Raw genomic sequence first — 22,655 nt, 5'->3', positions numbered from 1 at the left:
CGGCGGGCCGCGCGCGGACTGCCGGACGCCACACGCTTTTGAAGCGACCCCCCGAGGGGCCGGCATGGACGAACTCCGCGACCTCACGGCGGCCCTCGTGTCGGTGCCGAGTCACGAGGACGAGACCGCCGTCGGCGACCGCATCGAATCGTGGCTCCGCGAGGAGACCGACGCCGACGTGACCAGAGACGACGCGGGGAACGTCGTCGCCCGCGTCAACCCCGGCGTCGGCGAGTCGCTCGCGCTCGTCGGCCACCACGACGTGGTCCCGCCGGCCGACCGACAGACGGCAGACGACGGCGACTACGTGGTCGAGACCCGCGACGGCCGACTCTACGGCCGCGGCTCGGCGGACATGAAAGGGGCCGTCGCGGCCTCGATGCTCGCCTTCCGCGACGCCGCCGCCGAGGCCGATTCAGAGGTCGTCTTCGCCTCGTTCGTCGGCGAGGAAATCGGCGGGGAAGGCGTCCGCGCCGCCCTCGACGACGGCTTCGAACTCGACTACGCCGTCGTCGCCGAGGGGTCGACGAACTACACCGGCCCCGACCGGACCGACGTGGTCGTCGCCCACCGCGGCCGCCGGGCGAGCACCCTCGTCGCGTCGGGGACCGCCTGCCACGCCAGCGAACCCGAGCGCGGCGAGAACGCCGTCTACCGCGCGACCGACGCCGTGGACGTGGTCCGCGACCTCTCGGTGCCGGACGCCGAGGTCCTCGGCCACCCCGTCTCGGGGAGCATCGCCGTCACCGAAATCGACGGCGGGAGCGCGTGGAACGTCATCCCGGACCGCTGCGAGGTGACCATCGACGAGCGGACCGTCCCCGGCGGCTTCGCCGACCTCGCCCGGACGGAGGCAATCGAGGGCGTCGAGTGGGTCGTCGAACAGGACCTCCCGCCGATGGCGTGCGACGACGCCGACTTCGCCGAGCGCGTCCTCGACGCCGCCCGGTCGGTCCACGAGGCCCGCGGCGACGCAGAGCCGGAGCAGACGACGAAGCCCCACGCGACCGACGCCGGGTGGCTGGCGCAGGCCGGGACGACCTGCGTCGTCTACGGCCCCTCGGAACCCGGCGAGGCGCACACGAAAGACGAGAGCGTGTCGCTCGACGTGCTGGCGCGGTGTTACGAGACGTACCGTGACCTCGTTGAAGACTGGTGAGAGCGGTCAAATCCGCCGGCGACGACGCCTGAACACCCCACCCACGACGACTCCCGACAAACCACCGGGCGGGACTGAAAGGGGCCGCGAGCGAGGGCGAACCCCGGCGGCGTGAGCACCGCAGGCCGGAGGCCGAGGAGCGCGCGTCGCCGCGGGAGTCGTCGCTCGCGGGGGCTTTCGCGGTGGTATCGACCGCGGCCGTTACGGCGGGGGCGATTGCGGTATCCCCGAGGACGGAGCGACAAGCGACAACCGCGTATCAAAAGCCCACCACGGATAACCGGCTCCTGCGATTTAATACGCCTCCGAGACCACCATTCGTACCATGGCGCAATCCTCCGCAGAGTCCGACTCGGAGTCGGCGTACGAACAACTTCTCCAGAAGTACAAGCGAATCGCCAACGTCGAGAACGCCGGCGGCATCCTCTCGTGGGACCAGCAGGTCATGATGCCCGACGAGGGGACGCCCGCGCGCTCCCAGCAGATGTCGGCGCTGTCGGCGCTGAGCCACGAACTCCTGACCGACGACGAGTTCGGCGACCTGCTCGACGCGGCCGAGGCCGACGACCCGACCGACGAGCAGGCCGACGTGCTGCGCGAACTCCGCCGCGACTACGAGCGGGCGGCCCGCGTGCCGAACGACCTCGTCGAGAAGATTTCCGCGGCGTCGTCGGAGGCCATCCCGGCGTGGAAGCAGGCGAAGGCCGAAGACGACTTCGAGACGTTCGCGCCGCATCTGGAGAAGCACGTCGAACTGAAGCGGCAGTACGCCGAGCACATCGACCCCGACCGCGACCCCTACGAGGTGCTGTTCGAGGACTACGAGCCGTGTCTCCCCCTCGAACAGGCCGAGGAGATTCTCGCCGAGGTGCGCGAGGTGCTCGTCCCGATGATAGATGACATCCGCGAGTCCGACGTCGACCTCGCGGTGGACGCCTTCGAGGGCGAGTTCCCCGAGGAAGACCAGGAGGCGCTCGTCCGCGACGCGCTCTCGACGCTCGGCTACCCGTGGGAGCGCGGCCGCCTCGACACCGCCCCGCACCCGTTCTCGTCGGGGACGCAGTTCGACGCCCGCGTGACGACCCGCTACGACGACTCCGACGTGCTCGGGTCGCTGTTCTCGACCGTCCACGAGTTCGGCCACGCGCTGTACACCCTCGGCCTGCCCGACGAGCACTACGCGACGCCGCTCGGCGAGAACCGCAACCTCTCGGTCCACGAGTCGCAGTCGCGGCTCTGGGAGAACCACGTCGGGCGCTCGCGGGCCTTCTGGCGGCACTTCCTGCCCACGCTCGAAGAGCGGTTCCCCGAGGTCGACGCGACGGTTGAGGAGGCCTACGAGGCGGCTAATCAGGTGTACGACGACAACCTCATCCGCGTCGAGGCGGACGAGCTGACCTACCACCTGCACATCGTCATCCGGTTCGAACTCGAACGCGAACTCATCGCCGGCGACCTCGCCGTCGAGGACGTGCCGGAGGCGTGGAACGACAAGTACGAGGAGTACCTCGGCATCCGCCCGGACACCGACTCCGAGGGCTGTCTGCAGGACATCCACTGGGCGTACGGGAACTTCGGCTACTTCCCGACGTACTCGCTCGGCTCCATCATGGCCGCCCAACTGTTTTCGGCCGCCGAGGAGGACATCGACGACCTCGACGGGAAACTGGCCGACGGCGAGTTCGGCGACCTCCGCGAGTGGCTCCGCGAGAACGTCCACCAGCACGGCCGGCGCTACGAGACCAACGACCTCGTGAAGCGGGCCACCGGCGAGGACTTCGCCGCCGACGACTTCCTCGGCTACGTCGAGTCGAAGTACGGGTCGCTGTACGACCTGTAGGCGAGACTGACAGTCCGCCGCAGTCCCCCGATTTTCGACGCTTCGGAGTCGTCGCAGGAACTAAATAGGGGTATGCCATATCATACCACGTATGGCCTCAGCACCCAGTGACGACTTGTTCGACCAGTTCTTGACCGACCGCGGTCACGAGACAGAACCGGTACGCTGGGACCGATCCTATAACAAGCTGCAGTGTCCCGACTGCGGGGCCCTGCACGACATGGGCGCGGCGACCTGCTCCGTCTGCGGGTGGGTGCCGGAGGCCTGACGCGTCCGAACTGACCAAGCCACAAGCACCTGTTCTCGACGGTTTCTCACCCGTTCGGTGAGCCGTCCGCGAACGCCCGGCGAGTTACACTACTCCGGGCGCGTTCGCCCTCGTCCGAAGCACGTCGCTTATCACCGATAAGGCCGTGAACGTGCACAATGAGCGAATCCGACGTGACCGTCACCCGGCTGTTCGGCGGCCCGGGAAGCGGGAAGACCACGGCCTTGCTCGACAAGGTCGAGGAGATTCTCGAACAAGACGGCGTCACCATCCGCGACATTCTCGTTGTCTCTTACACTCGAGCCGCGGCGGCCGAGGTCCGCGACCGGCTCGCGGAGCGTCTCGACATCAACCCGCGGTCGCTGAAGGGGAACGTCTCGACGATGCACGCGAAGGCGTACGAACTGCTGAGCCTCTCGCGGAACGACGTGGTCGGCGAGAACGACAAACAGGAGTTCTGCGAGGACTACGGCATCGAGTTCGAAGACGAGTACGGCGGCGCGGGCCGTCGGACCGCTCGCTCGACCACCATCGGGAACAAGGTCATCGCCACGAGCCAGTGGCTCCAGCGCACCCGCCGCGACGTCTCCGACTGGTACGACGTGCCGTTCCAGTGGAACGTCGAGGAGGTCCGCCTCCCGCCTGAGGTCGACCCGAACGCGCAGGAAGGAAACAAGTACACGCCGACGTGGCCCTCCGACGACGACCGCATCGACATCCCCGAGGCCATCCGCGCGTGGCGCGCCTACAAGGGCGAACACGGGTTGGTCGGATTCGCTGACATGCTCGAACGCGTCAAGCAGCGCGCGCTCGTCCCCAACGTCGACTACCTCGTCATCGACGAGTTCCAGGACATCACGACCCTCCAGTACGACGTGTACGAGGAGTGGAAGCCCCACATGCGAGGCGTCCTCATCGCCGGCGACGACGACCAGGTCGTCTACGCGTGGCAGGGCGCGGACCCGAACCTCCTCCTCGACGCCGAACGCGACAACGACGAGATTCTCCCGAACTCCTACCGACTCCCGTCGAACGTCCTCAACGTCGTCAACCGGGAGATTCGCCACATCGACAAGCGACAGGAGAAGGACCTCAAGCCCCGCAAGGAAGGCGGCGCGGTCGAGGCCGTCGAGAGCCCGTCGATGCTCGAACTCGCCCGGAACGTCCGCTACACCGTCGAGAAAGACGAGGGCACCGTGATGGTGCTGTTCCGCGCGCGCTACCAGATGTTCCAGTTCATCGATGAGTTCCTGCCGTCGGGCATCCCCTTCTCGACGCTGACCGACCAGCGCATGTGGACCGACCGGCTCACGCAGTACGTCCGCGCGGTCGAGGCGCTGGAGGCCGAAGAGCCCGTCGACGGGCTGGAGGCCCGCCGGCTCGCCGACATGCTTCAGGACTCCGCGTTCGGCACGAACGACCGCGACGACCTCTTCGACGCCATCGACGACAGACAGGAGGAAGCCGGCGTCGACGACATCACGAACATCGAGTTCACGCCGAAGGAGATCAAGAACTTCGCGCCCTTCGCCCCCGACAGCGCGTCCGCAAGCGACATGGTGCGCAAGGTGACGAGCTTCCAGCGCAAGTCCGTCAACGCGTACTTCGGCGGCGACTACGAGGGGATGGACCCCAGCCGCGTCCGCGTCGGCACCATCCACTCCGCGAAGGGTCGCGAGGCCGACCACGTGTTCATGGCGACCGACCTGACCGAGAAGGTCGTCGAGCAGATGGCCGCCTCCGTCTCCGACGAGGAGCTCGAAGCCCGCGGCATCGAGGAGTTCACCGCGACGACGAGCCCCGTCCCGCTCATCACCGACAACGAGCGCCGCGTCTTCTACGTCGGGATGTCCCGCGCCAGAGAGCGCCTCATCGTCCTCGAAAACCTCGTCACCGGCGCGCCGACGCTCCCCATCAGCGTCCTCCTCCACAACGAGATTCGCGAGGACCCCGCACAGGAGCTCGTCGACGACGCGCAGGAACCGCCCGCGCCCGAACCCGAGGCGTAACGTCCCGTGCGAGGGAGACCTCGCGGCGGCGACGCCATCGACGCCGCCGTCGACGAGCGAGACGCCGTCGGCTTCGTCGCCGTCCCCCGCGGCCCCGACCCGACGAGTCGCTACCTCACGGGTCGTGACTTCGACGCCGACCTCGTGTTCGTCCGCGTCGCCGGCGAGACGCATCTTCGAGTGCCCTCGACCGTCGAACCGCCGTCCCTCCCGGTCGCCTCGGTCCGCGTCGACGACAGACCGCCGGGGAAGGCCGCCGCGGCCGTCCTCGCGGAACACGCCGCTTCCGAAGGGACCGTCCTCGCGCCGCAGACGATTCCGCACGACGCCGCGCTCCACCTCGAATCGGCGGGCTACGACCTCGCGTCGACCGCGGCGGTCGAAGACGCCCGCGCGGTGAAAGACGACGACGAGCGCGACGCCATCGAGGCCGCCCAGCGCGCGGCGACCCGCGGCGTCGGTCGCGCGGCCGCGATACTGTCGGCGGCGACGGTCGAAGCGGCCGACGACCGCGACGGCGGCCGCGTGGGTGACGACCGCGACGACGACGGCGAAGCCGTCCTCTCTTGGGACGGCGCGCCGCTGTCGACCGAGCGACTCCGCCGACAGGTGAACGCGACGCTCGCGGCCGAGGGCGTCGATACCGCGGGTGCGACGACGGTCCGGCCGGGAATCCGAGGCGACGGGAACGAACCGGTCGAACTCCGGCCGGGCGAGCCGATAGTCGTCTCGGTCGGCCCGCGCGGGCCGACGGGCTACCGCGGCGCGCTGGCCCGCACGTTCGTCGTCGACCCCGACGGCGGGTGGGAGCGCCGGGCGCACGTCGCCTGCGACGCCGCCAGAAAGGTCAGTCTGGTCGAGGCCGACCCCGGCGACGACGCCGGCTTCCTCGGGAGCGAACTCCGCGCGGAGACCGCCGCGTTCGGCTTCTCGATGGCCGACGAGGTGACGAGAGACGTGGGCGGCGGAATCGGCCTCGCGGCCCGCGAGGACCCGCCGCTCGACGGCGATAGAGAACTCGTCGCCGGCAACGTCCTTCGGATTCGGTCCGCGGTCACGCACCCGGACCACGGGCGAGTCGAGCTGACCGACGTGCTGGTCGTCGGCGAAGACGGGCCGCGACTGCTCGGCGACGCGCCGACCGGTCTCGACCCGAGTCGCTGGTAGTTACTCCTCTTCGTCCGGCTCTTTCGCCACGCCGCCGATGACTTTCTCGGCCGCGAGCGAGGGGATGTCCTGCGGCATGGTGAGGAACTTCGGGAGCGCGACCATCAGCACCGCGAGAAGGAGCATCGCGCCGCCGAAGACGGTCTGGCCGTCGGCGAGGAGCGTGAGTCCGAAGCCGCCGACGGGGATGGCGAAGATGAGAGTCGCCGCGAGACCGACCATCTCCAAGATTCCGAGTCGCATCGCCCGAGGGTACTCCGCGGGCGACTAAAAGCGTCGCGACCGGCGATGAACGGGGGCGTTCTCGCTCGTGGAGAACCGAACGACCCGTCGCCGCGGCCGACAGTCTCGCGGGGTAGGATTAAGCCGCCTCCGAATCGACTGCCCGCATGGTCGCCATCACGTCCGGGATGCTCGTCGTCTTCGGTCTCGTCGTCGTCACGATGGCGCTTTTCGTGACGGAGGCGGCCCCGCCGGACGTGACGGCAATCGGCGTCATCGTCGCGCTCGTCGTGCTCGAACCGTGGACCGGGGTCGACCTCCAGACGGGGCTGTCGGGGTTTTCGAGCGCCGCGACCATCACCATCCTCTCGATGTACGCCCTCAGCGAGGGGATTCGACAGACCGGCGCGATTCGCGTCCTCGGCGACGCGGTCGCGTCCTTTACGAACGGAAGCGAGAACCGACTGCTCGGCGCGGTCGTCGGCCTCACCGGCCCCATCGCGGGCGTCGTGAACAACACGCCGGTCGTGGCGGTGTTCATCCCGATGGTTTCGGACCTCGCCGACCAGGCGAACGTCTCGCCGTCGAAGCTCCTCATCCCGCTTTCCTACGCCTCGATGCTCGGCGGCACGCTCACGCTCGTCGGGACGGCGACGAACCTCGTCGCCAGCGAGGCCTACGCCGAGGCGACCGGGTTGCCGCCGTTTTCGATGTTCACGTTCACCCCCCTCGGCGCGGTGGTGTTCGTCGTCGGCGCGGGCTACCTGCTGACGGTCGCGCCGCGGCTCCTGCCCGAGCGAATCGAGCCCGGGAACCGAACCGGCAACTACGGCGTCGAGCCGTTTCTCGCCCGCGTGCTCGTCCCCGCGCGGTCGCCGCTCGTCGGCATCCCGGCGGGCGAGGTTTCCGACGACACCTACCGCGACCTCAACGTCGACATCCTGGACGTGCTCCGCGGCGGCGAGCACTTCATCGCCGCCGACTCCGACCGCGAGGTCGAGTCGCGGGACATCCTGACCATCCGGGGCGACCCGGCGACGATTCGGCGCTTCTGCGACCTCGCGGACCTGCGGTTCCTCCCGCGCGCGTCGGTCACCGACGCCGAACTCGACCTTCCCGACCGCGTGGCGCTCGTCGAACTCGTCGTCCCCCGCGAGTCAGGACTCGTCGGCGAGACCATCGGCGGGGCGCGACTCCGCGAGCGGTACGACGCGACCGTGCTCGCGGTCCGGCGGCGCGGCGGCGACCTCATCCGCGAGCACTTCCGAGACGTGGACCTCCAGGTCGGCGACTCGCTGCTCCTCCAGACGACGAACGAGACGGCGCGGTACCTCCGCGACAGCGGCGATTTCGTCGTGACGAGCGAGGTCGCCGACGAGTTCATCGAGGACAACGGCGAGCTGTCGCCCACGGCGCTCCGCGCGTTCGCCGTCATCGCGGCGGTCATCGGACTGGCCGCCCTCGGCGTCGTCCCCATCGCCATCGCCGCGCTCGGCGGGGTCGCCGCGATGGTCTCGCTCGGCTGTCTGTCGGCGAGCGACGCCTACGACGCGGTGAGCTGGAACGTCATCTTCCTGCTCGCGGGCGTCATCCCGCTCGGTCGGGCGCTCCAACTGACCGGCGGCGTCGCGCTGCTCTCGGAGTTCGTCGGCGTCGCCGCGACCTACCTGCCCGTCGTCGTCGTGGTCGCCGCGTTCTACCTGCTCACGGGGCTGTTGGCGAACGTCATCACGCCGGTCGCCAGCGTCGTCCTCCTGTTGCCGGTCGCCATCGACACCGCGTTCGGCCTCGGTGCCGACCCCTTCGGCTTCGCCATCGCGGTCACCTTCGGCGGGAGCACGGCGTTCATGACGCCTATCGGCTACCAGACGAACCTGATGGTGTACGGTCCCGGCGGCTACCGCTTTACCGACTACCTCCGCGTCGGCGCGCCGCTCCAACTGTTACTCACGGTCGTCACGACTGCCGGAATCGTCCTCATCTGGGGACTGTGAGGCCGCCGCGGCGACTCACTCGGCTCGCTTTTGGGTCTCGCCCGCGTTCCGTCGCTGCTCAGACTCCGACCGGACACCGTCGCGGACGCCGTCGCCGTTCGACGGGTCGTAGGCCGCCGGTCCCGAGGGGAGCGTCTCGGGGTCGTCGACGCTCAGGCCCGTGGTGACGAGCAGTCTGAGACCCCGGCGGACCGGCATGTCGAGTTCGCGAATCTCGTCGGGCGAGACCATGATGAGCGCCCCGGCGGTCGGGTTCGGGCTGTGCGGGACGAACACGGTGAAGAGTTCGTCGTCGGACACCGCCGAGACCGACGGGGGAGCCTCGTTGGTGACGAAGCCGATGGAGAACAGCCCCTCGCGCGGGTACTCGACCAACACCACGCGGTCGTAGCCGGCGGTCGGTTCCGTGAGCGATTCGGAGACCTGCCGGACGCCGAAGTAGATGGTGCGGACGAGCGGGAGGAGCCGGACGCCGCGCTCGAAGCTCCCGAAGAGCCGCTGGCCGAGGCTCATCGACGCGAGGTAGCCGAGAAGCGAGACGGCCACCGCGATGATGAGCGCCGACAACACCTGCGAGATGAAGACGATGTCGCCGGAGTAGTTGAGCGCCTCGGCGAGGAATGGCGACACCTGACGGACGACCGGACGGAGCGCGGCGGTGATTCGGTTGAACGCGAACTGGAGGACGAACACGGTCACGGCCAGCGGGGTGACGAGAATGAGACCGGTGACGAAACTGCTCCGCAGTCGGGCCAGAACGTCCATACCGACTCTCCGGACGACGGGCGTAAAATTGTATGGGCGAGAGTGTCACAGAAACGTGATAGAGAACGGAAACGATAGGCATTAACTTCACCCGTCCGAAGCCGCGGGTATGTTCACGGGAATCGTGGAGGGGCCGGGCGAAATCGTCGACGTGGCCGACACCGACGGCGGTCGCCGCCTCCGCATCCGCACCGACCTCGCGTTCGACGACCTCCACCACGGCCAGTCAATCGCGGTCTCGGGCGTCTGTCTGACCGTCGAGGCGTTCGGCGACGACTGGTTCGAGGTGTTCCTCGCGGCGGAGACCGTCGAGAAGACCTACCTCGGCGACGCGGTCGAGGGCGACCGCGTCAACCTCGAACGCGCCCTCGCGGCCGACGACCGCTTCGACGGCCACATCGTCCAGGGCCACGTCGACGGCACGACGACGGTCGCGAACGTCGAGCGCGTCGGCGACGACTGGTTCTTCGAGTTCGACCTCCCAGAGTCGCTGGCGAAGTACGTCGTCCAGAAGGGCTCGGTGTGTCTCGACGGCATCAGCCTCACCGTGGCCGACCGCCGCGAGGGCTCCTTCGCCGTGGCCATCATCCCGACGACCTACGACCTGACGACGCTCTCGGAAAAGGAGGTCGGCGACCCGATTCACGTCGAGGTCGACGTGGTGGCGAAGTACGTCGAGTCGATGCTCGACGGTTACGCCGAGCGGTTGGTCGCCGAGTAGGGCGACCGGTTCTTTCGTTTCGTACGTTCCCGCGCCGTCGCCGGCTCAGTCCTCGAACTCCGTCTGCTCCGACGCGAACGACGCCGCGCTCGGCCCGGGCGCGTGAGCGCTGTGGTAGGCCTGACTGTAGCTGCGGAGCTTCCCGATGAGGTAGAGCCCGAAGATGCCGTCGTAGATGATGACGTAGACGAGGAAGGCCGCGAGACCACCGATGCCGGTTATCCCCGCGATGACGGACGAGCCGAGGCCGACCGTCGAGTTGTACGTCGCGTGGACGAGCGCCGCGAGGATGAGGCCCTTGATGACGATGGGCCCGGCGTTCTCCTTGTTGAACTTGGCGAGGCCGAGGTAGTAGCCGGCGATGGCCGAGTAGATGACGTGGCCCGGACCGGCGAGCGCTCGGACCGCGGTAATCGTCCCGCCGGCGGCGATGATGCCGACGCCGCCGGACCCGACGTCGAGTCCCGACGAGGTGAGGTTCCGAGTGATGTACAGGGCGTTTTCGATGGTGGCGAAGCCGAGACCGGCCATCGCGCCGTAGACCGCGCCGTCGATGACGGCGTTGAAACTGTCGTGGGAGTAGGCGTACAGCCTGACCGCGAGGAGCTTGACGGTCTCTTCGACCGGACCGACCACGAGGAAGTAGAACACGATACTGCCGAGGAAGCCGATAGACAGCTGGAACTCGGCCGCGATAGTCTGACCGACGTTGCTCAGAAGCGAGTTGAGAATCGCGGCGAACGTGGCCGTGAGGACGCCGAGGAGGAACGTCACCACGAGCATCGACAGCGGCTCGTTTTGGGTCACGTCGGAGTAGTAGACGTAGCCCGCGAGCGCGAGCGCCGGAAGCGCCGAAAGCAGGGTGAGCGCGCCGACCTGCGGGTCGGTGAGCGCCGAGAGGCCGCCGATACCGACGAGGATGAGCAACGCGGCGAGGACGACCACCGCGCGGGTCGACGCGACCAGCACCCGGTAGAGCGCGACCGCGAGCCCGTCAACCGAGGTTCGTTCCTCCCACGTGGCGATGTCGTAGAGGTCGTCCGAGCCGTCGGACGCCTGCTCGACTGGGTCCTGCTGGTCCATCACGTGGCATAAAGGGTATCGCATCTGGTAATAGCTTCGGCCACGGCACCCCGCGGCCGACCGGCTGAACGGTCAATAGTCGGCTGGCCGGCGACCGTTCGTCCGGCCCAGCGACCGACTGCCGACCGTACGACGTTAATGCCTCCGCTCCGAAGGGCGGGTATGCACTTCGACCCCCGCGAACAGGCGGCGCTCCGCGAGGTCGGCCTCGACACCGACGACCTCCGGGCCGCGTCGGACCTCGTGAGCGACGCAGTCGAATCGGACGCAGACGCCATCGCCGCGTTCTTCGGCGACGGCGGGACGGTCTACTCGGACATGGAGATGGCCCACAGCGCGAGTGACGTGCAGGAACACGCCGTCGACCACGTCGACCTCTACACCCACGGCGCGGACCTCCGCGGCTACCTCAAGTTCGACTCGTGGGGCGTCCCCATCGAGGGCGGCCGCGTGCTCAGTGAGGAGAGAATCGAACTGACGCTCGGCCCGACGGTCGACGCTCGCGTCACCTTCGCCCGCGACCCCGACGAGCTATGAGGGTCCGCGTCCGCGGTATCTACGCCACCGCGCTCACGGGCGTCTTCCTCGACGACGGCCACGACGTGGTGCAGGCGTCCGGCCCGATTCGGGAGCGCTTCGACGCCGAGTTCGACTCGTCGGACCACGACGTGTCGGTCGAGACGACGCGGAACCGACAGGGCGTCGGCGCGACCGGCGCGCCCGAGGCGGTCGCGACGGCCACAGAGCGACTCACCGAGCTCGGCATCGACACCTTCGCGTGGGACGACCCCGCGCCGACCGGCGCGGTGTTCGACGCCCGCGTGACCGACACCCTCGGCGGCGGCGCGGTCTGCGACCTCGGCGAGGCCGAGGGCTACCTCTCGTACGGCGACTTCGACGGGCACGTGGAAGTCGGCGACGAGGTCCGCGTACAGGTCGCCGAGTCGGCCCCGCCGTGGGCCTCCCGCCGCGCCGAACTGACCGGCGACGTCCGCGCCGTCGCGGGGCTGGCGACGCTCGACCCCGATTCGGAGGGCGTCCGCGTCGACACCCGCGACGAGGCCGCAGCCCGCGAACTGGCGGGAATGACGGACCTCCTCGGCGGCGACCCGCCCGAGGGCTGGGGAATCCGCTGGCACCGCGACGCCGTCGACGCCGACATGAGCGCCCTGAACGACGCGCTCGACCGGGCGGCCGAGGTGGCCGCGGAACTCGATGGCGCGCTCTCCGAACCCGTCGACGCCCCGCGGGCGGTCGCGGCTCCCACCGCGACGACGTGGGTCTGGTTCGGCCGCGAGACCCGGTTCGAACTCGACGCCCAGCGCCGGGCCGTCGAGACGACGATGCCCGGCCACCACCGGACGAAGGCCGCCTCGCCGAAGGCCTCCGCCGGCGTCGACCTCGCGGAGTCGCTCTGCGAGTCGGTCGGCGACGGCGAGTTCCCCTTCGACGTGGTGACCGCGCAGTTCGGCCCGCTGGAAGGCGACGACGTGGAAATCGGCCACGGGAAGCCGGACGGTCGGCTCATCACGCTCGGCTCCGGCGAGGTGACGGACCGCGACCCCGAGGGAACGGTGGAACTCCGGCGCGGCATGACCGGCGGCGGCACCTACGACGCCCTCGGCGTCGACCGCGAGTCCGGCGACGTGGCGGTCACGAAGTTCCGCGAGGGGCGCTGGTGGTACCCGACGGTGTACCGCGACTCCGACGGCGGTGTCAAGGGCACCTACGTCAACATCTGCACGCCCGTCGAGTGCTTCCCCGACCAGATTCGGTACGTCGACCTCCACGTTGACGTGGTGAAACACGCCGACGGGACGGTCGAGCGGGTCGACGACGACGAACTCGACGAAGCCGTCGAGGCCGGCCACATCTCCGAGGAGTTGGCCGAAAAAGCGCGGTCGGTGGCGTCGAGTCTGGAGTCGGCGCTGTCGGGGGAGGCGTAGCAACTTCGGAAGACGGTCAGTCGTCGTTGCCGGGGAGGACTCAGTCGTCGTGGTGGCGGGAGTCGTCGATAGGTCGATAACTGGACTGGCAGACGAACACCCCGCGAGGGCAACGAGGTGAGCGAGCGCGAGGACGACCAATCTATTCACACGGCCGACACGGCTGGATACGTATCGAGAATCGCGGAGCAGAGTGCTCGCGTTGGAGCGAACCGTACGGCTACGACCGAAGGGAGTAGCCGCCTTTTTTGGTCCAGATTTTTTGGCGGGGGTTCGAGGCAACGAAGTTGCCGAGGACCCCGTCAAAAAAGGTGGGGGTTAGAAGTGACCCGGTCCCTCGTCGCCGTACTGCAGTTCGCCGCCGCGGCCGCCCTCGACGGTGCTGCTGCCGTGGTCGCCGGAACTGGGGACCTTGACCTGCACGTCGGTAATCTCGTCGAACGTCATGATGAGGTCCGACTGGATGTTCTGGGCGGTGATGTTCGAGATGCCGCACCCGGCGCACGCGCCCCCGAGTTCGACGACGACTTCCCCCGATTCCGCATCGGCCTTGCGCACGACGCTGTTGCCGCCGTGCATCTGGATGATGGGCATCTGGCCGACCATCCACGTCTCGACGCGCTCTTTGAGGCTCTCCGACTCGTCGCTCATACCCCGACGCTTCGAACCCCACGGATTAGAATGAAACGGTTCTCCCAACGCGCCGGCCGGCGAGAGAAAGGCTGTCTCGGTCGTTCGTGATAGATTCGGCGGGGGAACCACGGAAGCCGGGAAACCGGCGCGTCGGGCGTCGGAGCCGGTCGCCCGCAGTCGCGCCGCCCTCAGTCGCGCCGCCGGTGACGACGGGCCAGCCAGCCGGCGACGCCGAGGGCCGCCGCGCCGACACCGAGTCCGAACCCCGGCGCGTCGGTCGTCGATGTCGATTCCGACGACTCGTCTCCGGGTTCGGGCGCGGTCGTCTCGTTCGCGGTCGGCGTCGGCGTGTTGACGAGCGATTCGGTGGTCGTCTCGGGACCGAGCGTCGGCGGGTCGCGCTGGTCGCCGGCGTGGTCGGGGAACGTGTAGAGCGCGGGCGACGCGTCGCCGACGCCCCAACTCGACGCGACGAACACGCCCTCGTCGGCGAAGGGATAGGCGTACCGCGCGGTCCAGAAACTCGCGCGCTCGGGGTCGCGCCACCACGCGAGTTCGACGGGGTCGGTCGGGTCCGACACGTCGTGGCGCTTGACGCCGCCGCGGTACCACGAGGTGTAGAGCCTGTCGTCGCGGAAGTCGAAGTTGTGCGCCGTGGTCCAGACGCCGCCGACCGTCGGGTCCGGACTGGTCGGCGGCTCGATGGTCGAGAGTATCGTCGGATTCGCGGGGTCCGACACGTCCCAGAGTTCGACGCCGCTCGGCCCGCCGACGAGGTCGGTCGTCCCGTCGTCGCGTTCGACTTCGACGGCCCACGACTCGATGCCGACTCCGAGGAGGTCGCCCGAGTCGTCGGTGGCGACGTAGTGGTGGTTGCCGGGCGGCGTCCGCCCCTCGCGGTGGCGGTCGCGGGCACCCAACCCCGACAGCTCCTCGGGGTCGCCGGGTGAGACCGACCCGAGGACCGAGGGCGACGCGGGGTCCGAGAGGTCGACGAGCCACGTCCCGGCGTCCCAGAGGGCGACGTGCGCGACTCCCTCGCGGACCCACACGTCGTGGACGGACCGGACCGAGGCGGGTACGTCGGCCCAGCGGTCGTCCGCGGAGACGACCGACCAGCGGCCGAGTTCGTCGCCGGTGTCGGTGTCGAGAACGACCAGCGGGTTCCGGTCGCCGTCGTTGGCGGTGAGGTACGCCCGCCCGTCGGCGGCGAAGCAGTTGTGAATGGGGAACTCCGTCTCGTGGAAGGCGATTTCCTCGGGGGTCGCGGGGTCGGACACGTCGACGACGAGGACGCCCGCCGGCGCGCCCAGTATCGGGTTGGCCGGGCCGACGACGAGGAGCGTGTCCCCGTCGAGCTTCACGTCGTAGATGCCGCGGAAGGGACCGTCCTCGCGGTCGGAAAGCGGGTCGCGGCGCTCGGCGAGGAGTTCGGGGCGGTCGGGCGCGGAGATGTCGACGACGGCGTAGCCGCTGGTCGCGGCGACGAAGGCGGTCTGGCCGTCGGCGGAGACCACGGCCTCTTTCGCGCCGTCGATGTCGATTCGACCCAGCGGCTCGAAGGGACCGGGGTGGGCGGTGACGGGGCGGGAACCGGCGACGGAGACGGTCGTGGCGGCGACCGCGCTCGCGCCGATGGAGCGGAGGAACTGGCGGCGGTCCACGGTGAGTCTGAGAGTGCCGAGGAGAAAAATCGGACGGAGGTCCTTGGGTAGCGGGAGGGCCCGGGAACCGGGGGAAAGCGGGGACCGCTCAGTCTGCACTGGGTTGCGTGAGAACTGAAGCGACGCCGGCGGGGATGGGTGGGTGGGTGGGTGGGTGTGGGTACCCCGTCGGCGTCGGTCGGTCGACGATGGTGGTGGGGGTTGTCGACCAGTCCCGTTCTAGGCTTCCGGTGGAACGCCCGTGCACCGTTCGGTTCGACGAGAACGGGAACGCGCCGACCGGCGCGCCGAGCGACTCGGCGTCGTCGGGTGCACGTCATCGCGTTTCTCGACCGGGGTTATAAGAGTGCGCCACCGAGTATCAATCGAGATAACTCGGGGCGGAGAAGCGAAGCACCGCGTTACAGTCGAGACCGGTCGCCGGTGCCACCTGCGCCGGAACTGGCGAATCCTCGCCGCATCACAGCCGCGAGCGGTCGCCAGTCCCACCGGTCATCGCGCTCGCCAACGCCCCCTCGACCACGACCTCGTCGCCGAGCGTCGTCAGTTGAATTTCGGGGATGTTCGACATGACCATCTCGCTCATCTGCTCGCGGATGGGCTCTAACACGAGGTCCGGATTGTTGAGCGCGACCGCGCCGCCGACGTAGATGATGAGCGGCGCGTACGCGTGGACGATGTTGGCGACGCCCATCGCGTTCCAGTGGCCCAGTTGGTTGATGATGTGGTCGGCGAACTCGTCCTCGCCGGCGTGTTCGAACACGTCGACCGCGGAGAAATCGGGGTCCGACACGGGGAGTGCGGTGTCGACCGGGTCCTCCTCGTGGAGTTCGCGGGCGTACTTCGGGATGTTGTTCCCCGAGCAGTAGCCCTCCCAGTGACCGTTGTGGCCGCACCCGCACGTCATGAAGCCGTTCGGGTCGAGCGTCAGGTGGCCGACTTCACCGGCGTTGCCGTCCCAACCGGCGAGGACGTGCCCGTCGACGCAGACGCCCGCGCCGATACCCGAGGAGATGGTGAGATACACCATGTCGTCGGGGTTGCGGTCGGAGTGGAACCGCTCACCGATGACCCCGGCGTTCGTGTCGTTGTGCAGGTACACCTCGTCCGTCTCCAGGAGCACCGAGAGGGGACCGGTCAGCGGGATGCGGTCGATGGTGTCCGGTAGGTTCGCCGGGTTCTCGACCGCGCCCTCGGCCAGGTCGAGCGGGCCGATAGCACCGATGCCGGCCGCGACCGCGTCGCTCGGGTCGATACCCGCCTCGGCACACGCCTCGCGGACGACGCCGAGGACCGCCTCGGTGACCGCGATTCCGGTCGGGCCGCGCGGAGTGTTGTCACGGGCCTCCCCGAGGATAGTTCCATCGTCGTCGCCCACCACGGAACGGACGTTCGTCGCCCCCAGGTCGACGCCCACGTAGTACGCCATCGTTCCCATAGCGATGCGCCCTCCACTTAACTAAGCGGGATTCTCGGTAGATTTACTCGCCACGATGTAAGTCGGTGGCCGCGGCCTACGCGGAGTTGTTGGTCGGGAGCTTGGGGATGAGCCACGAGAGGAACGACTCCATGCTGCGCGACTGCATCCAGACGGTCCCCGGTCCGGTGAAGGTACAGACGAGCCCCTCGCCGCTGAACAGGGTGGACTTCAGGCCGCCGACGCGCTCGACCGAGAAGCTCGTCGTCTCGTCGAAGGCGACGATGTGGCCGGTGTCGACCGTGTAACGCTCGCCCTCGCCGAGTTCGACCTCGTGGATGGCGCCGTAGCTCGACAGGAAACTGTCGCCGGTGCCGGTCAGTTTGAGCAGGAACAGGCCCTCGCTCCCGAAGAAGGTCTTCGCGCCGCCGAAGGAGGTGTCGAGGTCGAGCGCGGGGTCCGAGGCGATGTACGACCCGGACTGCACGAAGAGCGTCTCGTCTTCGAGGCGGTGGTGGACGATGTCACCCGGGAGCGGGGGCGCAAAGGAGACCTCGCCCGCCTGCCGCGCGCTGAACGTGTTCTGGAAGAACGACTCGCCGCCGAGGACGCTCCGCTTGAGTGACCCGAAGAGGCCGCCTTTCGCGTTCGTCTCGATGTCGATGCCGTCGGAGTAGCTGACCATCGCGCCGGCCTCCGACCGGAGCGACTCGCCCTCGTCGAGCGAGACGGTGAGGAGGGCGAACGACGGGCGGTAATCGATGGAGTGGTCCATGCGGGAGATGACGGCGCGCTAAGATATGTAGTTGCCTGCGAAACCCGGTCGAGTCGGTGGTCTCGCCGGCGCTCGTCCGTTACGCCGTCACTTGGTGTCCGCGCGGACGAACGTCACGGGACACGACGATTCGAGCATGACCTCCTGTGCGACGCTGCCGAAGACGGCCTTACCGGTCGGCGAGCGCTTTCGACCGCCGACGATGAGGCGGTCGGCGTCGACCTCGCCCGCGAGTTCGACGAGCTTCTCGCCGTGGTGGCCGACTCGGCCGTGGACGACGTAGTCGATGTCCGCGTCGTCGAAGCGCCGCGTGAGCTCTCGGACGATGGCGTGTCGTCGGGCCACGTCGTCCGCGGAGACCTCCTCGGCCGTGATGTCGAAATCGAGGTTGTCGAGCGCCTCGTCGTACTCGTCTCTCGTGAAAACGTGCCCGATGACGACCGTCGCGCCGGTCGGTCCGGCCACGTCGATTGTCTCCTCGGCGAGTCTGTCGATTCGCTCGGCGTCGCCCGCGCCGACCGCGAGCAGGATAGTTTCGATAGCCATACCAGCCCGTTCGCCCCGGCGTCACTTAATCGTGCCGGGGATTTTTACTCAGAATCGAAATAAAAATTCGTGTTCGACGGTTTCGCAGTCGCTGACAGCGGGAGTGTCACGCGGTAGCAATATGTACGTTTCGCTGGCGGCACCACCGCTCGGCGGGTGGGTGCGCGAGAAAAACCAGCCCGCGTCGGACGGCTCAGACGTCGGGCGCGTCGTCTTCGACCGCGCGCTTCATCGAGTCGCGGCGGGACTTCGCGTCGCGGCCCGTCGCCTCGAGGAGGAAGTCGTTCTTCGCGCTGACGGCCTCGCCCGCGGCTTCGAGGTCTTCGGGAGCGAGGTCGGCCGGGTCGGCCTCCTCGAAGTTGACCGCGAGCTTGTCCTTCTTGCCGCTGTACTTGACCGCGCCGGCGACGATGCGGGTGAACACGGGGTTCTTGGGCTCGCCGACGACGTAGAGGTCGCTTCCTTTGAACTCCTCGGTGTCCGTGATGGGGCCGAAGTAGTCTTCGACCGTCGCTTTCATGTCCGGAATTCGCTCTTCGAGCGTCTCCCCACGACGCATCTTGTACTCCTTCATGGACGCCTTTTCGACAGGGGATGGTTTACCTGTTTCGCGACTCTGCGACGCCTGCGAGGGCGTGCCGCGGTCAGGATTCCCGCTCGGCGATGTAGCCCTTTTTACACTCGGGGCAGATGTCGCCGGCCCGCATCGACGACGAGGACGCGCCGCGGGCGTGACCGCAGTTCGGACAGTAGTACTCGACGGCGTCGTCGGGGGCCTCGTTTCCGACGTTCGACTCGTCGGCGCGGACGAAGTCGTCTTCCTCCGCCTCGACGTACTGACCGTTCGACTGCTGGCTTGGCGAGCTGTTGCCCTCCGGGGCCAGTCCGCCGCCGAACGAGACGGAGACGGGCTCGCCGTCGTCGGGCTGAGCGTTCCATCCCTCGTCGTCGCCCGGCGCGTCGGGCCACGCGCCGCGTTCGCGGGTCTGTGTCTGTTCGGGCTCCGCTTCGGCGTCGGCTTCGACGCCCGCCTCGGCGTCCGCGTCGATGAACTCCGCGTCGTCGCCGTCGGCCGGCGGCGTCGGGTCGTCGGTCTCGACCTCGTCGACCTCGTCGGGCCACTGCGTCCGGTCGCGGGTGGCCGACTGCTCCTCGTCGTCGTCGAGGATGATGCCGTCGTCGGTCACCGGCGGGGCGTCGACGCTCCCGGCGTCGTCAGCCGCGTCCGGCCCGTCTGCGGGTTGGGCGTCGGCGGCGTTCGCGGCCTCGGCCGGCTGTTGCGCCGCGGGGTCCGCGCCGGCGTCGGCGTCGGCGTCCGCAGCGGCGTCGGCGGCGGCGTTGGCGTCGTCGACCTCGGCCCGCGTCTCCGCGTCCGGAGCCGTCTCGATGGCGGCGTCCTCGCTGTCGGAGACGCCGGGCTGCGGGTTCGCCGGTTCGAAGCCCGCGGCCGCGGTCTCGACTTCGCCCTCCGTCATCCCGACCTCCTCGGGCGTTCGGATGGCCGTGACCTCCTTGTTCTCGCTCATCACCTGTTCGTGTCCGCACCGCGAACAGACCTGTATCTCCCGAATCGAGACGACCACCTCGTCGCCGCGTTCCTCTCGCTCCCGTTCCGTCTCGGGGTCTCCGTAGGAGTGCCCGAGAAGACGGCAAGTAAGTCCCATTACGCGAGGATTCCGGGGTTCGGAAACAAAAAGGTACCCCCTGCCTGTCGGACGTCCGTCAGACGGGCGGTACAAGTAAACAGGAGGCGAACGATGTACCCGCTATGAGAGCGAGGCGGGAGTTCCGGAACCGCCGCGACATCGAGGTCGCGGTGCTCGACGCGCTCGTCGACCGCCACGACGAGGGGATGACGGTGTTCGAACTCCGTGCCGCCGTGGACGCCGACATCGACACCATCGAAGAGGCGCTGTCGGCGCTGAAAGACGAGGGCCTCATCGTGGTCGAGGAGGCCGACACGCGGGTGCTCATCCACGCCGACGAGCGCGTCGTTCCGGACCCGAGCGAAGCCGTCGAAGAGGACGCGTCGTTGTTCGAGAAACTTCGCGAGCGGTTCGGGCTCTGAGCGAGCCAGCGCGGAGAACGGTCTCGTTTTGACTGTCCGGTCCGCCCGCGGCCGCCGCCGGCGGACCGCCGACCGAAAGCCGGGCGAGTCGTCCGGGAGTGGGAGGGTTTTACGCGCCGAAGGCGAAACGGGGGGTAATGACACTCGTCGCCGACATCCACGAGGCACACGGTGCGACGTTCGAGACGCGCGGCGGAATCGAGGTCGTGAGCCACTACGGCCGCCCCGAGCGGACCCACCGCGCCGTCAGAAACGGCGTCGGCGTCATCGAACACGGCTACGGCGTCGTCGTCGTCGAGGGCGAAGACCGGGTCGACTACGTCGACAACGCGGTGACTAACACCGTCCCGGACGAGGACGGCGAGGGCGTCTACGCCCTGCTTTTAGACCCCGACGGCCGCATCGAGACGGAGATGTACGTCTACAACGCGGGCGAGCGACTGCTGATTTTCACCCCGCGGGACCGCGCCGAACCGCTCGTCGAGGAGTGGCGCTCGAAGACGTTCCTCCAGCGCGTCAAACTCCGCGACGCGTCCGACGAGTTCGGCGTCTTCGGCGTCCACGGCCCGCAGTCGACCGAGAAGGTGGCGAGCATCCTCTCGGGGGCGGGCGCGCCCGAACCGGAGCTCTCCTTCGTCCGCGGCTCCATCGGCGGCGAACTCGGCGTCACGGTCGTCGCCTCCGACAACCCGACCGGCGAGGAGGGCTACGACGTCATCTGCCGCGCGAAGGACGCCGAAGACGTGCTCGACGCGCTGCTGTTCTACGGCAACCCCTCGGTCCCCGTCGGCTATCAGACGTGGGACAGCCTCACCGCCGAGGCCGGCACGCCGCTCTTCGAGTCGGAACTCCGCGGCAACCTCCCGAACGTCGTCGGCGTCCGCAACGCGCTCGACTTCGACAAGGGCTGTTTCGTCGGCCAAGAGGTCGTCTCGAAGGTCGAAAACCGCGGCCGGCCCTCGCGCCGACTCGTCGGCTTCCGCGCCGACGACCTCCCCGACGCGGGCGCCGAGGTCTCCGCCGACGGCGAGTCGGTGGGGACCGTCACCCGCGCCGTGGAGAGCCCGATGCTCGAATCCCCCATCGGCTTCGCGCTCGTGGACTACGGCCTCGACGCCGACGACCTCGAAGTCGCGGTCGGTGACGACCGCGTCGGCGCGACCCGCGAGTCGCTCCCGTTCGTCGAGGGAAGCGCGGTGTCGGCGCGGCTGCCGACGTATCCGGGCGAGAACTGAGAGGGAACGCTCGGGGGTCGCAGTCCCTCAGAACAGCTTCTTCAGGTGTTCGCGCGAGAAGAACGAGCTCGGTTTGTCCATGTGGACGCCGATTTCCCCCGACAGCGACCGGAGCCCGACCCGCTGGAGCCACTCGGGGAAGGAGTAACACCGGCGCACGAGGTGGCCCAGCCGAATCTCCCGGGAGAGTTCGTCGCGCCACGCGTCCTCGTAGGCCGACAGCGTCTCGGGGTCGTCGGGGTCGATGGTCGACGCGGCGATGTCGGCCGCGGTCATCCCGTAGAGGATGCCGCCGCCGGTGAACGGCTTGGTCTGGGCGGCCGCGTCCCCGATGAGGAACGCCCGACGGGTCGTCGTCCGGTCCGGCGGGCCGATGGGGATGGCACCCGAACAGAAGTGCTCGGTCTCCACGTCGTAGGTGTCGGTGAGCGCGTCGAACATCTCGTTGACCTCAGCGCCCGGCGGGGCCGCGAGGCCGTACTCGACGCCGGCGTCGCCGCGGGGGATGCGCCACGCGAAAAAGCGCGGGACCGTGAGGTGCACGTCCACGAAGTCGCCGTCGTCCGGGTCGGGGTCGAACGCGAGGACGCCGTGAAGCGTCTCCGACGGCTCCGGGAGGTCGAGCGCTCGGCGGACCCGCGAGGTCGGGCCGTCGCACCCGGCGACCATCTTCGCCTCGAACCGGACGGTGCCGGCCTCGCCGGCCACGCTGGCGGTCAGTCGGACCCGGTCGTCGAGTTCCTCGACGGCGGTCACGGTGTGGCCCTCGCGCACGTCTGCTCCGGCGTCGCGGGCGCAGTCGGCGAGGGTACGGTCGAGTTCGACGCGGTCGATGACGTTCGAGACCTCGGTTTGCTTGTAGAACGGGTAGGCCTTGGAGTTCGGGCCGCCGACGCGGAAGTTCGCCCCGTAGATGCGGTTCTGAAACAGGCGGTCGCGCGCCTCGTCGGGGACGTACTCCCAGATGTCGGTGCTGACGTGTCCGGAGCACGCGAGGGGCGTCCCGACCTCGCCTTTCTCCAGCGCGAGCACGTCGTAGCCCGCGTCGGCCGCGCGGCGGGCGAACCGCGCGCCGGCGGGACCGACGCCGACGACGGCGAAATCGTACATGCTTGGCCGTTGCCGCGCCGACCCATGAATCTT

Annotated in this window: 21 protein-coding genes and 1 pseudogene; 11 read left to right on the top strand and 11 right to left on the bottom strand. The window is 68.8% G+C overall.

What is annotated here, in order from left to right; genetic code table 11:
* Window positions 1–64: 64 nt before the first annotated feature.
* The 5 genes from C5C07_RS02295 (at window position 65) to C5C07_RS02280 (ending at window position 6,443) form a co-directional block, all read left to right on the top strand.
* A complete protein-coding gene (locus C5C07_RS02295; RefSeq protein ID WP_050458569.1) occupies window positions 65–1,159 on the top strand; it encodes a M20 family metallopeptidase in 1,095 nt (364 codons plus the stop codon).
* 325 nt (window positions 1,160–1,484) lie between these two features.
* On the top strand, window positions 1,485–2,999 hold the full coding sequence (locus tag C5C07_RS02290; RefSeq protein WP_115804471.1) for a carboxypeptidase M32: 1,515 nt from the start codon (window positions 1,485–1,487) through the stop codon (window positions 2,997–2,999).
* A gap of 91 nt (window positions 3,000–3,090) precedes the next feature.
* Window positions 3,091–3,267 carry an HVO_0416 family zinc finger protein gene (locus tag C5C07_RS22150; RefSeq protein WP_004973500.1) on the top strand — a complete coding sequence of 59 codons (177 nt, stop codon included), beginning with the start codon at window positions 3,091–3,093 and terminating at the stop codon, window positions 3,265–3,267.
* A 158-nt stretch (window positions 3,268–3,425) separates the two neighbouring features.
* A complete protein-coding gene (locus tag C5C07_RS02285; RefSeq protein ID WP_004973502.1) occupies window positions 3,426–5,276 on the top strand; it encodes a UvrD-helicase domain-containing protein in 1,851 nt (616 codons plus the stop codon).
* A gap of 6 nt (window positions 5,277–5,282) precedes the next feature.
* Entirely contained in the window at window positions 5,283–6,443 is a 1,161-nt protein-coding gene (locus C5C07_RS02280; RefSeq protein ID WP_115804470.1) for a M24 family metallopeptidase, read from the top strand.
* Here C5C07_RS02280 and C5C07_RS02275 read toward each other — a convergent pair whose 3' ends face one another.
* Window positions 6,444–6,686, bottom strand: a complete 243-nt coding sequence (locus C5C07_RS02275; protein WP_004973507.1) for a hypothetical protein — start codon at window positions 6,684–6,686, stop codon at window positions 6,444–6,446.
* A 146-nt stretch (window positions 6,687–6,832) separates the two neighbouring features.
* Between C5C07_RS02275 and C5C07_RS02270 the strand changes: the two genes are divergently transcribed.
* On the top strand, window positions 6,833–8,659 hold the full coding sequence (locus C5C07_RS02270) for an SLC13 family permease (RefSeq protein WP_004973510.1): 1,827 nt from the start codon (window positions 6,833–6,835) through the stop codon (window positions 8,657–8,659).
* Between the two features lie 15 nt (window positions 8,660–8,674).
* Here the strand turns inward: C5C07_RS02270 and C5C07_RS02265 are convergent, their stop codons facing one another.
* On the bottom strand, window positions 8,675–9,424 hold the full coding sequence (locus C5C07_RS02265) for a DUF502 domain-containing protein (protein WP_004973511.1): 750 nt from the start codon (window positions 9,422–9,424) through the stop codon (window positions 8,675–8,677).
* Window positions 9,425–9,533: 109 nt separating this feature from the next.
* On the opposite strand from C5C07_RS02265, the gene C5C07_RS02260 reads away from it, so the two are divergent.
* Window positions 9,534–10,145 (top strand): riboflavin synthase, encoded by a 612-nt coding sequence (locus C5C07_RS02260; RefSeq protein ID WP_004973513.1) that lies wholly within the window; start codon window positions 9,534–9,536, stop codon window positions 10,143–10,145.
* Window positions 10,146–10,190: 45 nt separating this feature from the next.
* Here the strand turns inward: C5C07_RS02260 and C5C07_RS02255 are convergent, their stop codons facing one another.
* Window positions 10,191–11,228, bottom strand: coding sequence for a PrsW family intramembrane metalloprotease (locus C5C07_RS02255; RefSeq protein ID WP_004973514.1), 1,038 nt, complete (start codon window positions 11,226–11,228; stop codon window positions 10,191–10,193).
* A 162-nt stretch (window positions 11,229–11,390) separates the two neighbouring features.
* Between C5C07_RS02255 and C5C07_RS02250 the strand changes: the two genes are divergently transcribed.
* Complete coding sequence (locus C5C07_RS02250; RefSeq protein ID WP_004973515.1) at window positions 11,391–11,765, top strand: hypothetical protein; 375 nt, start codon at window positions 11,391–11,393, stop codon at window positions 11,763–11,765.
* The gene (locus C5C07_RS02245; protein WP_115804469.1) at window positions 11,762–13,174 is read left to right on the top strand and encodes a DUF402 domain-containing protein; all 1,413 of its coding nucleotides are present in this window, start codon (window positions 11,762–11,764) and stop codon (window positions 13,172–13,174) included. Before C5C07_RS02250 ends, C5C07_RS02245 begins: the two co-directional genes overlap by 4 nt.
* A gap of 318 nt (window positions 13,175–13,492) precedes the next feature.
* On the opposite strand, the gene C5C07_RS02240 is transcribed toward C5C07_RS02245, so the two are convergent.
* From C5C07_RS02240 to C5C07_RS02210, 7 genes are all read right to left on the bottom strand, one after another.
* Window positions 13,493–13,825, bottom strand: coding sequence for a NifU family protein (locus tag C5C07_RS02240; protein ID WP_004058105.1), 333 nt, complete (start codon window positions 13,823–13,825; stop codon window positions 13,493–13,495).
* A gap of 170 nt (window positions 13,826–13,995) precedes the next feature.
* A complete protein-coding gene (locus tag C5C07_RS02235; RefSeq protein ID WP_115804468.1) occupies window positions 13,996–15,471 on the bottom strand; it encodes an LVIVD repeat-containing protein in 1,476 nt (491 codons plus the stop codon).
* A 460-nt stretch (window positions 15,472–15,931) separates the two neighbouring features.
* A complete protein-coding gene (locus C5C07_RS02230) occupies window positions 15,932–16,900 on the bottom strand; it encodes an ROK family protein (RefSeq protein ID WP_004973524.1) in 969 nt (322 codons plus the stop codon).
* Between the two features lie 85 nt (window positions 16,901–16,985).
* On the bottom strand, window positions 16,986–17,663 hold the full coding sequence (locus C5C07_RS02225; RefSeq protein WP_115804467.1) for a TIGR00266 family protein: 678 nt from the start codon (window positions 17,661–17,663) through the stop codon (window positions 16,986–16,988).
* Window positions 17,664–17,750: 87 nt separating this feature from the next.
* Complete coding sequence (locus C5C07_RS02220; protein WP_004973529.1) at window positions 17,751–18,209, bottom strand: universal stress protein; 459 nt, start codon at window positions 18,207–18,209, stop codon at window positions 17,751–17,753.
* Window positions 18,210–18,402: 193 nt separating this feature from the next.
* On the bottom strand, window positions 18,403–18,783 hold the full coding sequence (locus C5C07_RS02215; protein ID WP_004973531.1) for a DUF5611 family protein: 381 nt from the start codon (window positions 18,781–18,783) through the stop codon (window positions 18,403–18,405).
* A 70-nt stretch (window positions 18,784–18,853) separates the two neighbouring features.
* Window positions 18,854–19,873: a hypothetical protein gene (locus C5C07_RS02210; protein ID WP_004973534.1), complete on the bottom strand. Its 1,020-nt coding sequence runs from the start codon at window positions 19,871–19,873 to the stop codon at window positions 18,854–18,856.
* 20 nt (window positions 19,874–19,893) lie between these two features.
* On the opposite strand from C5C07_RS02210, the pseudogene C5C07_RS02205 reads away from it, so the two are divergent.
* Window positions 19,894–20,277: pseudogene (locus tag C5C07_RS02205) on the top strand (DUF6432 family protein); the annotation flags it as partial.
* A 137-nt stretch (window positions 20,278–20,414) separates the two neighbouring features.
* Window positions 20,415–21,512, top strand: a complete 1,098-nt coding sequence (locus tag C5C07_RS02200) for an aminomethyltransferase family protein (RefSeq protein ID WP_115804466.1) — start codon at window positions 20,415–20,417, stop codon at window positions 21,510–21,512.
* Between the two features lie 27 nt (window positions 21,513–21,539).
* Here the strand turns inward: C5C07_RS02200 and C5C07_RS02195 are convergent, their stop codons facing one another.
* On the bottom strand, window positions 21,540–22,622 hold the full coding sequence (locus C5C07_RS02195; protein ID WP_004973541.1) for a geranylgeranyl reductase family protein: 1,083 nt from the start codon (window positions 22,620–22,622) through the stop codon (window positions 21,540–21,542).
* Between the last annotated feature and the right edge of the window lie 33 nt (window positions 22,623–22,655).

Source organism: Haloferax sp. Atlit-4N, assembly GCF_003383025.1.
Lineage (GTDB): Archaea > Halobacteriota > Halobacteria > Halobacteriales > Haloferacaceae > Haloferax > Haloferax gibbonsii.
Note: the sequence above shows the minus strand (reverse complement) of the source record. Positions and strands in the feature narration are given on the sequence as shown.

Excerpts from the sequence above, each read along its gene's own strand:
- C5C07_RS02295 (WP_050458569.1), top strand. The coding sequence starts at position 65 with ATGGACGAACTCCGCGACCTCACGGCGGCCCTCGTGTCGGTGCCGAGT.
- C5C07_RS02290 (WP_115804471.1), top strand. The coding sequence starts at position 1,485 with ATGGCGCAATCCTCCGCAGAGTCCGACTCGGAGTCGGCGTACGAACAA.
- C5C07_RS22150 (WP_004973500.1), top strand. The coding sequence starts at position 3,091 with ATGGCCTCAGCACCCAGTGACGACTTGTTCGACCAGTTCTTGACCGAC.
- C5C07_RS02285 (WP_004973502.1), top strand. The coding sequence starts at position 3,426 with ATGAGCGAATCCGACGTGACCGTCACCCGGCTGTTCGGCGGCCCGGGA.
- C5C07_RS02275 (WP_004973507.1), bottom strand. The coding sequence starts at position 6,686 with ATGCGACTCGGAATCTTGGAGATGGTCGGTCTCGCGGCGACTCTCATC.
- C5C07_RS02270 (WP_004973510.1), top strand. The coding sequence starts at position 6,833 with ATGGTCGCCATCACGTCCGGGATGCTCGTCGTCTTCGGTCTCGTCGTC.
- C5C07_RS02265 (WP_004973511.1), bottom strand. The coding sequence starts at position 9,424 with ATGGACGTTCTGGCCCGACTGCGGAGCAGTTTCGTCACCGGTCTCATT.
- C5C07_RS02260 (WP_004973513.1), top strand. The coding sequence starts at position 9,534 with ATGTTCACGGGAATCGTGGAGGGGCCGGGCGAAATCGTCGACGTGGCC.
- C5C07_RS02255 (WP_004973514.1), bottom strand. The coding sequence starts at position 11,228 with ATGGACCAGCAGGACCCAGTCGAGCAGGCGTCCGACGGCTCGGACGAC.
- C5C07_RS02250 (WP_004973515.1), top strand. The coding sequence starts at position 11,391 with ATGCACTTCGACCCCCGCGAACAGGCGGCGCTCCGCGAGGTCGGCCTC.
- C5C07_RS02245 (WP_115804469.1), top strand. The coding sequence starts at position 11,762 with ATGAGGGTCCGCGTCCGCGGTATCTACGCCACCGCGCTCACGGGCGTC.
- C5C07_RS02240 (WP_004058105.1), bottom strand. The coding sequence starts at position 13,825 with ATGAGCGACGAGTCGGAGAGCCTCAAAGAGCGCGTCGAGACGTGGATG.
- C5C07_RS02230 (WP_004973524.1), bottom strand. The coding sequence starts at position 16,900 with ATGGCGTACTACGTGGGCGTCGACCTGGGGGCGACGAACGTCCGTTCC.
- C5C07_RS02225 (WP_115804467.1), bottom strand. The coding sequence starts at position 17,663 with ATGGACCACTCCATCGATTACCGCCCGTCGTTCGCCCTCCTCACCGTC.
- C5C07_RS02220 (WP_004973529.1), bottom strand. The coding sequence starts at position 18,209 with ATGGCTATCGAAACTATCCTGCTCGCGGTCGGCGCGGGCGACGCCGAG.
- C5C07_RS02215 (WP_004973531.1), bottom strand. The coding sequence starts at position 18,783 with ATGAAGGAGTACAAGATGCGTCGTGGGGAGACGCTCGAAGAGCGAATT.
- C5C07_RS02210 (WP_004973534.1), bottom strand. The coding sequence starts at position 19,873 with ATGGGACTTACTTGCCGTCTTCTCGGGCACTCCTACGGAGACCCCGAG.
- C5C07_RS02200 (WP_115804466.1), top strand. The coding sequence starts at position 20,415 with ATGACACTCGTCGCCGACATCCACGAGGCACACGGTGCGACGTTCGAG.
- C5C07_RS02195 (WP_004973541.1), bottom strand. The coding sequence starts at position 22,622 with ATGTACGATTTCGCCGTCGTCGGCGTCGGTCCCGCCGGCGCGCGGTTC.